This window comes from Longivirga aurantiaca (genome assembly GCF_042660085.1).
GTDB classification, from domain to species: Bacteria; Actinomycetota; Actinomycetes; order S36-B12; family CAIYMF01; genus Longivirga; species Longivirga aurantiaca.
The window spans coordinates 1-9991 of record NZ_JBHSTI010000038.1; the positions used below are offsets into that span (position 1 = coordinate 1).

Annotated in this window: 9 protein-coding genes; 3 read left to right on the forward strand and 6 right to left on the reverse strand. The window is 71.7% G+C overall.

The genetic code is table 11. From position 1 onward, the window contains the following. Nucleotides 1-873: 873 nt before the first annotated feature. A complete protein-coding gene (locus ACFQGU_RS16690; RefSeq protein WP_386768832.1) occupies nt 874-1407 on the forward strand; it encodes a YbhB/YbcL family Raf kinase inhibitor-like protein in 534 nt (177 codons plus the stop codon). Between the two features lie 93 nt (nt 1408-1500). On the opposite strand, the gene ACFQGU_RS16695 is transcribed toward ACFQGU_RS16690, so the two are convergent. From ACFQGU_RS16695 to ACFQGU_RS16710, 4 genes are all read right to left on the reverse strand, one after another. Beyond that, on the reverse strand, nt 1501-1659 hold the full coding sequence (locus tag ACFQGU_RS16695) for a hypothetical protein (RefSeq protein ID WP_386768833.1): 159 nt from the start codon (nt 1657-1659) through the stop codon (nt 1501-1503). 174 nt (nt 1660-1833) lie between these two features. Beyond that, a complete protein-coding gene (locus ACFQGU_RS16700) occupies nt 1834-2832 on the reverse strand; it encodes a Gfo/Idh/MocA family protein (RefSeq protein ID WP_386768834.1) in 999 nt (332 codons plus the stop codon). Nucleotides 2833-2895: 63 nt separating this feature from the next. Further along, complete coding sequence (locus tag ACFQGU_RS16705; protein WP_386768835.1) at nt 2896-5016, reverse strand: alpha-galactosidase; 2121 nt, start codon at nt 5014-5016, stop codon at nt 2896-2898. 208 nt (nt 5017-5224) lie between these two features. Beyond that, complete coding sequence (locus ACFQGU_RS16710; RefSeq protein ID WP_386768836.1) at nt 5225-6199, reverse strand: pirin family protein; 975 nt, start codon at nt 6197-6199, stop codon at nt 5225-5227. Between ACFQGU_RS16710 and ACFQGU_RS16715 the strand changes: the two genes are divergently transcribed. Further along, entirely contained in the window at nt 6186-6392 is a 207-nt protein-coding gene (locus ACFQGU_RS16715) for a hypothetical protein (RefSeq protein WP_386768837.1), read from the forward strand. The genes ACFQGU_RS16710 and ACFQGU_RS16715 overlap by 14 nt on opposite strands. An 86-nt stretch (nt 6393-6478) precedes the next feature. Here ACFQGU_RS16715 and ACFQGU_RS16720 read toward each other — a convergent pair whose 3' ends face one another. Then, on the reverse strand, nt 6479-6922 hold the full coding sequence (locus tag ACFQGU_RS16720) for an OsmC family peroxiredoxin (RefSeq protein ID WP_386768838.1): 444 nt from the start codon (nt 6920-6922) through the stop codon (nt 6479-6481). A gap of 189 nt (nt 6923-7111) precedes the next feature. Next, nucleotides 7112-8083 carry a tocopherol cyclase family protein gene (locus tag ACFQGU_RS16725; RefSeq protein ID WP_386768839.1) on the reverse strand — a complete coding sequence of 324 codons (972 nt, stop codon included), beginning with the start codon at nt 8081-8083 and terminating at the stop codon, nt 7112-7114. A gap of 282 nt (nt 8084-8365) precedes the next feature. On the opposite strand from ACFQGU_RS16725, the gene ACFQGU_RS16730 reads away from it, so the two are divergent. After that, a partial coding sequence (locus tag ACFQGU_RS16730; RefSeq protein ID WP_386768840.1) for a hypothetical protein occupies nt 8366-9991 on the forward strand: 1626 nt, incomplete at its 3' end.

Genomic DNA, 9991 nt, shown 5'->3' on the forward strand with positions numbered 1-9991 from the left:
GATGGCTCGACATTCGTCGTCGGCGTGCACCGATCTCCCTGCCAGGCCCCGTCGTCGCTGCGGTTGCCCGCTGCGTCGCCGTCGGAGGTTGCCCTCCGCTGGACCCGGTGGTCGTGCTCGGTGCTGTCGAGGTGTGAAAGAGCCGGCACGTCGGTGCTGCGGTTGCCCGCGTCATCGGCGACGGGTTGCCCCGCTGCCTGCTTCGCCTTCCTCGACTGCCTCCCACTCCGGCCGGCCCGTCGTCGCCCTGGTCTCCCAGGCCGTCGCCGTCGGAGTTGCCTCCGGTGGCCCGCCCTCGTGCTCGGCGTCCGCGTCGCTCCTCGCCGGGCCGCTCGGTCGGCTGGTCTCCCAGCCGTCCGCCGTCCGGAGTCTCCTCCGGCTGGCCCGCCGTCTCGCTCGGCGTGCGCATCGCTCCTCGCCGGGCCGCTCGGTCGGCTGGTCTCCCAGCCGTCCGCCGTCCGGAGTCTCCTCCGGCTGGCCCGCCGTCTCGCTCTGCGGTGGCGTAGTTCTATTCCTGTTTCGGCAAGCGGCACAAGGGGTTTCAGCGAAGTTTTCTGACGAGTTTCTGTGCCCACAAGATGTGCACAGGGTTGGCGCTGTTCATGCACCGGATGTCCCCATGTTGTCCCCACCTTCATGCACAGGCTGAGAACTACCGGTGCCCCCGACCCCCTTCCGTCTGTTTGCGATGAAGGGCTGGGCCCCCGCCGGGCGACGATGGGCGAAGCCCTCGTGCGGTAGGGGACTTCGTTGCCAAGAGCGCAAGAAAGTGGACCTTCATCGGTAGCGAGGGGCTGCGTCGGCGGCGTGCGCGCGGCAGGATCGGCGACGTCGACGTCAGCGCTGACGCCGTACCCGGAGAGAGGCGGTCCCATGGGTCTCGAGCGCCCCGTCATGGTCAACCCGTACGACTACCTGCCGCCGGTGGCGTCGTTCACCGTGACCAGCACCGACGTGGTCGACGGCGAGCAGGTCGACCTCGCCTTCGTGCACGACTCGGCCGGCGGGTCGAACGTGTCGCCGCAGCTCGCGTGGTCGGGCTTCCCCGACGGCACGCAGAGCTTCGTCGTGACGTGCTTCGACCCGGACGCGCCGATCCCGTCCGGCTTCTGGCACTGGACCGTGGTCGACGTGCCGCTGGCGGTGACGTCGTTCGACCAGGGCGCCGGGGCGTCCGACGCGACGCTGCCCGGCGGGTTCCACGTGCGGACGGACTTCGGCTCGGCGTCGTACGGCGGCTGCGCCCCTCCGCCCGGCGACCACCCGCACCGGTACTTCTTCGTCGTGCACGCGGTCGACGTGCCCAGCCTCGGGGTCGACGCCTCGGTGTCGCCGGCCGTGGTCGGCTTCAACCTGGCCTTCCACACCCTCGGCCGCGCGATCATCGCGCCGACCTACCGCCACTGACGGGCCCCCCGCCGACCGCACGTTCGGGCCCTGTGGGTCGATCACGGGGGTTCAACTGCCTCCGATGACCCCTGCTCGTGATCTTGGTGGCCCTCAGCCGGTGGCGCGGGTGTCGGTCCAGCCGGGGCCGCAGAGGTCGCCGCCGTCGCAGCACGGCTGCAGGTAGAAGCAGACCGGGCACTGGTCCTTGCCGCCCTTGCGCACGAGGTCGGCGCGCTCGCACTGGGGGCACTGGCCGGGGCTCTGGAACATGCGGGCGAGCGTACGAGCGATAGCCCGGCGTCCGGCGACGACACACCACGAGGCCGCACGCACGACCCCAGCGGGACCTCTCGGCGTACGCGAGTTACTGCCCAGATGGTCGTTGAAGCAGGCTCTTCAGCGACCATCTGGGCAGTAACTCGAGGAACTCGGGGTGCGGCGTGGTCAGTCGAGGCCGGGGTAGGTGAGGCCGATCTGGCGCCGGACCTCGTCGAGGGTCTCCATGATCGAGACGGTCTCGTCGAGCGGCAGGCGGGGCGACTCGGTCAGCCCGGCGCGCAGGCACCGGCCGACCTCGGCCGCCTGGTAGCGCAGGCCGTGGCCCGGCTCGTCGAACGAGTGCACCTCGGGCTCGCCGTCCTCGCGCCCGACGCGCGGGATCACGCGGAACGAGCCGGGGCGGTAGAAGACGCCGTCGATCTCGATGCGTCCCTCGCGGCCGACGATGACCGCGTGGCACTCGCTCTGGCCGCGCAGGGTCGTCGTGAGCACCGCGTGGGCGCCGCCGTCGAACTGCAGGATCATCGAGGTCTGGCCGTCGACCCCGGTGAATGCCGCGTCGCTCGCCGCGGTGATCGCGCGCGGCGTGCCGAGCAGCATGTGGGCGTACGACACCGGGTAGATGCCGAGGTCGAGCAGCGCGCCGCCGCCGAGCTCGGGGGCGAACAGGCGGAACTCGGGGTCGTCGGCGAACCACTGGCCGTGCTCCGCAGTGACGAGGACGATGTCGCCGATGCGGCCCGACTCGACGATCTCGCGGATCGCGAGCGTGCGCGGCAGGTGCCGCGTCCACATGGCCTCCATGAGGAACGTGCCGCGCGCGCGGGCCGCCTCCACGAGCGAGCGCGCCTCGGCGGCGTTCATCGTGAACGGCTTCTCGACCAGCACGGCCTTGCCCGCCTCGATCGCGAGCAGCGCGGCGTCGTGGTGGCCGGGGTGCGGCGTCGCGACGTAGACCGCGTCGACGTCGGGGTCCGCCGCCAGCGCGGCGTACGACGGATGCCGGTGCGCGACGCCGTGCTCGTCGCCGAACCGGTCGGCGCTCTCCTGGCTGCGCGAGCCGACGGCGACGACCTCGGCGTCACCGAGCAGCGCGAGATCGCGCACGAAGGCCGCGGCGATACCGCCGGTGCCGATGACTCCCCAACGGATGGTGTCGCTCATGCCGCCATCCAACCGTGCCGCCGCTCGTCGCACACGCCGTCGCGGTCTCGGGGTGAGGAGCCGCTACAGGGCGGTGGCGTGGATGAGGGTGGCCTGCTCGGGCACGTGCACGCCCATGGGCAGGCCCACCTCGGCCAGGACGTCGCCCGCCACCTCGATCGGGGCGTCGTACCACGACGGGTGGTGCCGCTGCATGTCCCAGTTCGCACCCGGCAGGAGCACCCGCTCCACGCGGTAGCGGCGGGCGGGGTCGAGGCCCACCAGCCGCGCGGGCACCGGCACCGTCAGGGCGGACGCGGTGAGCTGCGCATAGGCGAACAGAGCCTCGGAGCCGTCACGGGCGACCACCCCGTGCACCAGCGCGCTCGGGTCGGCGTGGTCCACCCGCACGACGCGACCGGTGTGCAGCAGCGATCGGAACCGCTTGTGCACCTCGATCACCTGCGCCACACCGGCTCGGTCCTCGTCGCTCGCGGCCGAGAGGTTCCACTCGAAACCCAGGTGCCCGAAGAGCGCCGTGGCGGCGCGGAACGGGAGGGTCTGCGTGCGCGCGGTGGTGTGCGACCACGCGCCGCCGACGTGCGCGCCCATGAGCTCGGGCGGCAGCAGGTAGGAGAACCCGCGCTGGATGGTCTGGCGCTCGAGCGCGTCGTTGCAGTCCGAGGTCCAGAAGCGGTCCGTCCGAGCGGCGATCCCGAGGTCGATCCGCCCGCCTCCGGCCGAGCACGACTCGATCTCGAGCCCGGGGTGACGCCGCTTCAGCTCGTCGAGCAGCGCGTACAGCGCCAGCGTCTGACGGCGTACGCCGGCCACGCCGCCGCGGTGGGCGGCCGCGACGAGCTCGCGGTTGTGGTCCCACTTCAGGTACGTGATCGGGTGCTCGGCGAGCAGCGCGTCGAGCCGCTCGAGCAGGTAGTCGAAGGCCTCGGTGCGGCCGAGGTCGAGCACGAGCTGGTTGCGGCCGAGGAGCGGCTCGTAGCCGTCGACGTGCAGCACCCAGTCGGGGTGGGCGCGGTAGAGGTCGCTGTTGGGGTTGACCATCTCGGGCTCGACCCACAGGCCGAACTCGAGCCCGAGCCCGACGACGTGGTCGGCCAGCTCGCCCAGGCCGCGGGGGTACTTGCGCGTGTCGACGTACCAGTGGCCCAGCGACGACGTGTCGTCGTCGCGCTCGCCGAACCAGCCGTCGTCGAGCACGAACCTCTCGACGCCCACTGCGGCGGCGTCGTCGGCGAGGCGTTGCAGCGCGGCCACGTCGTGGTTGAAGTAGACGGCCTCCCACGTGTTGAGCAGCACCGGTCGCGGAGCCTTCGGGTGGGACGGACGTGCGCGGACGTGGTCGTGGAACTGCTGGCTCGCGGTGGTGAGGCCCGACCCCGACCACGTGCCGAGCACCGTGGGCGCCTCGTACGTCTCGCCGGGCTCCAGCATGCCCTCGCCCGGCAGGAGGAGGTCGGACGCCGACAGCACGCGGCGACCGTCGGGCAGGGTCTCGACGACGAGCCGGTGGTTGCCGCTCCACGCGAGGTGCGCGAGCCAGACCTCGCCCCTCTGCTCGGAGAAGGCGGGGGTGCCGATCCCGATCGTGGGCCACGACTCGTGCGACGTGCGCCCGCGGCGGCTCTCACGGACGAGCGCGTACGGGCCGAGGGCGTGGCGAGCGCTGTGCATCTCGTGCGCCCAGCGGCCGGTCAGCGTCATCGCCTCGGACGCACGTGCGGGGAGGGGGATCGTGGGCGCGAGCGAGTCGAGCGTGTAGCGGTCGACGCCGTCGTTCGTGAGCGACGACGCCACCGACAGCACGCCGTGCTCGTCGAGCGCGACCACGAGCGTGACCGAGATGCCCGCTATCGCGTCCGCCCCTGTCCAGGTGAGCGACGCCGGATCGGCGGCCGACGACGTACGGCGCAGCAGCGGTGCCCAGGCGGTGCCGTCGGGCCGGTGGCCGCTGATCCCGCCGTACGCCGCCCAGCCGCGCACATGCTCGGGCAGGAGGGACAACGGCGTGACCGTGTCGAGGCCGCCGTTGGGGATCGAGGCGTCGAGGAGGGCCTCGATCGCGGCGGGCTCGACCGCGCCGTCGCCCAGGCGCCGCCCCCAGTGCAGGACGCGCGGGACGTCGTCGTCGTGCGTCAGCAGGACGGTCGTGGTCGCCGAGTGCAGGGCGTGGAAGCGCGATGTCACGACGCAACCCTGCCGCACCTGCCCGGCCCACCGCACACGGACCTCGGCTCGCGCCGCGCTGCACCTTCTGGCCCCTTGGGTCGATCAACGCAGTTCGACTGCCTCCGTTGACCCGTACTCGTGATCTTGATGGCGTACGCCGGCCTCAGGGCGCCCGCATGCCGGTGCCCCCGGCCGCGGCGTACGCGATCGGGGGCACCGGGAGGGGTCAGGCGCGGAAGGGCTGGATGCCGTCCGGCGGGACGGTGCCGAGGCGGCCGGCCTGGAAGTCCTCGAAGGCCTGCACGAGCTCGCGCTGGGTGTTCATGACGAACGGGCCGTGCCACGCGATCGGCTGGCGGATCGGCTCGCCGCCGAGGATCACGACGTCGAGGCCGCCGAGACGGCTCTCCTGCGTCGGGTCGGCGTTCACCGTGAGGGTCGCGCCGGGGCCGAAGACCGCGAGCTGGCCGGTCGTGATCGGGCGCTTCTCCTCGCCGACCGTGCCGGTGCCGGAGAGCACGTACACGAGCGCGTTGAAGTCCTGGCGCCACGGGATCGTCATCTGCGCGCCGCTGGAGATCGAGGCGTGCACCATCGCCATCGGCGTGTGGGTCGAGCCGGGGCCGGTGTGGCCGCCGACGTCGCCGGCGATGACGCGCAGCAGCGCGCCGCCGTCGTCGCTCGAGAGCAGCAGCACCTCGCTGGCGCGGAGGTCCTGGTACTTCGGCGCGCTCATCTTGGCCTCGCGCGGGAGGTTGACCCAGAGCTGCAGGCCGTGGAACAGGCCGCCGCTCATGACGAGCGACTCGGGCGGGGTCTCGATGTGCAGCAGGCCGGAACCCGCGGTCATCCACTGCGTGTCGCCGTTGGTGATCGAGCCTCCGCCGCCGTGCGAGTCCTGGTGGATGAACGAGCCGTCCATGATGTAGGTGACGGTCTCGAAGCCGCGGTGCGGGTGCCACGGGGTGCCCTTGGGCTCGCCCGGCGCGTACTCCACCTCGCCCATCTGATCCATCATGATGAACGGGTCGAGCACCTCGGCCGCGACTCCGGCGAACGCGCGACGGACGGGGAAGCCCTCGCCCTCGAAGCCGGTCGGTGCCGTGGTGATGCTGCGGACGGGTCGTGCCGGCGCGAGGCCCGGGTCGGGGCGCCGCACGCGCGGCAGCACGGTGATGTCGTCGACGGTGACGGCGGGCATCGCAGACCTCCAGCAGGCCGGGTTCCGGTCGCGCACCGGGCGGCGCGCATCTAGTTCAATGCTCAACTATCAGCACATGTTCCCGATCGCGCAAGTCGATCACGCCGTGCCCCGCGCCGCCGAGCCTTCGCCGTACGTCGTGATGGCCAGAATTGTTCGGCTCTATGGGATGAAGGTCGCCTTCATCCACTAGAGCCGGACGAATGGTCCCTTCATCGCGAACGGCCGCCCGGGACCGTGGGGTCCGGGGCGGCCGTCGTGCGGTGCTGGGGTGCGGGATCAGGCGTCGAGCAGGGTGGCCTCGACGCTGATGTCCTCGACGCCGGCGAGGGCGCGGCTGATGATGCAGCCGGCCTTGGCGGTCGCCGCGGCCTCGGCGAAGCGTGCCTGGTCAACGCCCGGGACGACGCCGTCCACCGAGATCACGATCTTCGTGATGGCCTGCTGGCCCGCGGCGTTCTTGTCGAGGGTCACCTCGGCGCTCGCGGCCAGCGAGGTCGGCGGCGTGCCGGCCTTGGACAGCTCGTTCGACAGCGACATCGCGAAGCACGCGGAGTGGGCGGCGGCTACGAGCTCCTCGGGGCTCGTCTGGCCCTCGGGCTCGCCGGCGCGGCGCGGGAAGGTCACGGGGAACTGGCCGGCGTCGCTGGAGTCGAGCGACACGACGCCGTTGCCGGTCATCAGGTCACCGGTCCACGAGGTGGATGCGTCACGAACGGGCACAGGTGCTCCAAGGGTCAGGGGTACGGGGGAGGACGTACGACTGAGGTAACCCTTCCTCAGCCGCCGTTGTTCCGCGAACGCGCTGCGCACCGACCGACTCTCCGAGTTACTGCCCACAAGGCCCTATGGAGCGCTCCATAGCGACCTTGTGGGCAGTAACTCGCGGAGGGGACGGACGGCGCGGATGGGTCAGGACGCGGTGAGGCGGTGGATGTCGCCGTGCACCTCGAGGCCGGCGCAGTGGCCGGTGTCCTCGAGCAGCACACGGCCGTCGGCGTCGGTGAGCCGCACCTGCACGGTGGCGTCGAGCGTCTCCTCGACCCGCCGGTGCATCTCGGTGCGGATCGGCGCGTGCAGCAGGCCGCCGCGCGGGCGGTCGGCCGTGATGTCGAGCGTGGCGCCGCGGCGCGAGCGCAGCGTCCAGCGCACCTCGTCGTCGTCGACCTCGATGCGCGTCGTCTTCGCGCCGTTGTACGTCGTGAACTTGTGCAGCACGCCGCTGTGCTTGAGGCCGACGATGTGGCCGGGGAACTCCGAGCGCAGCCACGGGATCACCGCGATCGAGCCGGTGAGGCACGTGCCCGGGTCGCTGAAGTGGTTGGTCTGCAGCCACACGTACCCCGCCGGGAAGGCCGCGCCCCAGTCCTTCTCGAGATAGCCGCGGCCGCCGTCGAAGGACGACGTCGTGCCCGCGTGCGTCAGCGAGCCCTGCAGGTCGTGGCCGAACGACACCACGCCGTGCTTGCACTCCATCTTCGGCACCCACGCGTACCAGCCCATGACGCCGGGCGAGAGCAGCGAGACCGGCCACGGGTCGAGCGGCGTCGTGAACCGCACCTCGCCCTGCAGCGATGGCAGGTCGAGCACCACGCCGCGGTCGGAGAAGCGGTTCGGCCCGACGCGCACCGAGAAGCGGTCGGCCTCGGCGCCGAACTCCGACACGTCGTACTGGTGGTACCAGCTCTCGCCGGTGGCGCCGTCCAGCACCTGCACGAACGCCTCGCCCGAGCCGTCGGGCGCGAGGAAGACGCCGGGGATCACGGCGAACCGTGCACCCCGGTCGGCCGCGACGAGCTTGACGTACCAGCCCTCGAAGTAGGAGGAGCGCACGCTCTGCCCGTGGAAACCTTCGGGGTGCAGGACCCCGGTCGCGAGACCCATGCGTCGGACGCTACCTCGCGCCGCCAGCCGGCAGGGCGGATGCGGCCGCACGGTCGAGGCGGGTGCGGGCGTGGTCATCGCCACACGGGTCGGAGGGAACCCGCACGTCGCAGGCTCTCGGGCTTCCGCCGACGCCCGCTGACCGGTTGCAGAGCGTGAGCGTGCGGCAGTCGTCGTGTGATACTCCCGGAGGCGGTTCGCTCGGCGGCCGCACCCGTGAGCCGGTTTCGTCCGGAGAGCCAGTGCCCGGCCCAGCGCCGGAGGACAGGGGCGACGTACGCCATGAAGACCCGCACCAGCACGCGCCTTCCGCGCACCGCGACCTTCGTCGCCGCGGCGGCCCTCGCCGTCGGCACGCTGCCCGCGCTCGCCGCGAGCGCATCAGCCGCAACCGTCGAGGCCGACCCGACGAACTTCCCCCGCTTCGGCTACATCACGTACGACGGCGGCGCCCACGACGCGACGACCGACAAGCTGTGGGTGACCGACGGCAGCACCTGGGGCCCGGGCACCCTGCTGACCCCCAACTCGTACGCCTACTCGTACGACGTCTCCCACGACGGCGAGGTGCTCGCAGTCTCCGGCCAGTCGCGCGCGCTCACCGTGCCGGCGCTGAACACGACGTACGGCCTGCTCGTCGTCGACAAGAACGGCCCCGACCCCGATGTGACCACCAACGTCACGACGATCGTCGAGTCGAACCCGGTCGTCTCGCCCCTCGGCGACTTCGTCTACTGGGTCGACTCCGGCGCGATCTGGCGGTACGTCGTCGACACGGGCGTGACCACCAAGGTCTCCACCAACTTCGCGCCCAAGGCCGGCGAGGTCGTCGGCCGGCTCGCGATCTCCGACAACGGTGCCGCGGCCGCCGTGGTGTTCACCGTCAACTCCTCCTCCGGCGCGCTCATCTCGAGCCGCATCCGCGCCGGCCGCCTCGACGGCGTCGGCACCGAGAAGGAGTACTCGCAGAGCGTCGCCTCGGGCCTCAGCTATCCCGTCGGCTCGACCCTGGTGTTCACCTCCGACACCGAGGTGGCGTTCAACGTGTGGCGCAGCGGGAACCTGACGAGCACGTGGTCGATCTCCGGCATCGGCGCCACCGCCGTGGCCGACACCTCGATCGGCCTCGGCGCGGTCTACGACCTCAGCACCGACGGCACGAGCTGGTACTCGTTCCAGGACATCGTCAGCGGCACGCAGGTGGCCAAGACCGTGAGCCCCTACGACACCGGCGTGTTCGAGGACTTCCCGCGCGGTTCCGGCACCGTGCGCTACGTGCCCGCGACGACCCAGCCGGGCGTGGCTGCTCCGACCGTCGACGCCGTGGTCAACCGCGCGTCCGCGACGTCGTACCTCTTCCTCGCCAAGAGCGCGGTGCCCACCGGCACGAAGGTGATGTACGCGAGCCTCGCGGCCTACCTCGAGGACGCGACCGGCACGCGCGGCGCGGACGTGAAGGCGCAGACCCGCTACGGCCAGCTGAAGTCGTCGGTCAACGGCGGCGCGACGTTCACGACCACGGCCACCACCGGTGCCGGGTCGAGGCTGCTCACCTGGCCGACCGGCGCACCGTTCGGCAACGGCTACACCGCGGCTCTCACGCGCAACACCTGGTTCCAGTGGTGCTTCCAGGGCGACGCCTACGTGGCCGCCGACTGCTCGATCACCAAGAAGGTCACGGTGAACCCGACCGTCTCGGTGGGCGTGCAGACCTCGGGCAGCACCAAGCGCGTGTACGGCAAGGCTGCACGCACCGGCGGCACCGCGGTGCTCTACCGCTACGTGAACGGCTCCTGGGTCGTCGTGACGACGGCTGCGGTGTCGAGCACCGGCACGTTCAGCTTCGGCTTCCGCACGCTGCCGCGCGGCAGCTACAAGGCCACCACCAAGGCCGACACCTACTGGGGC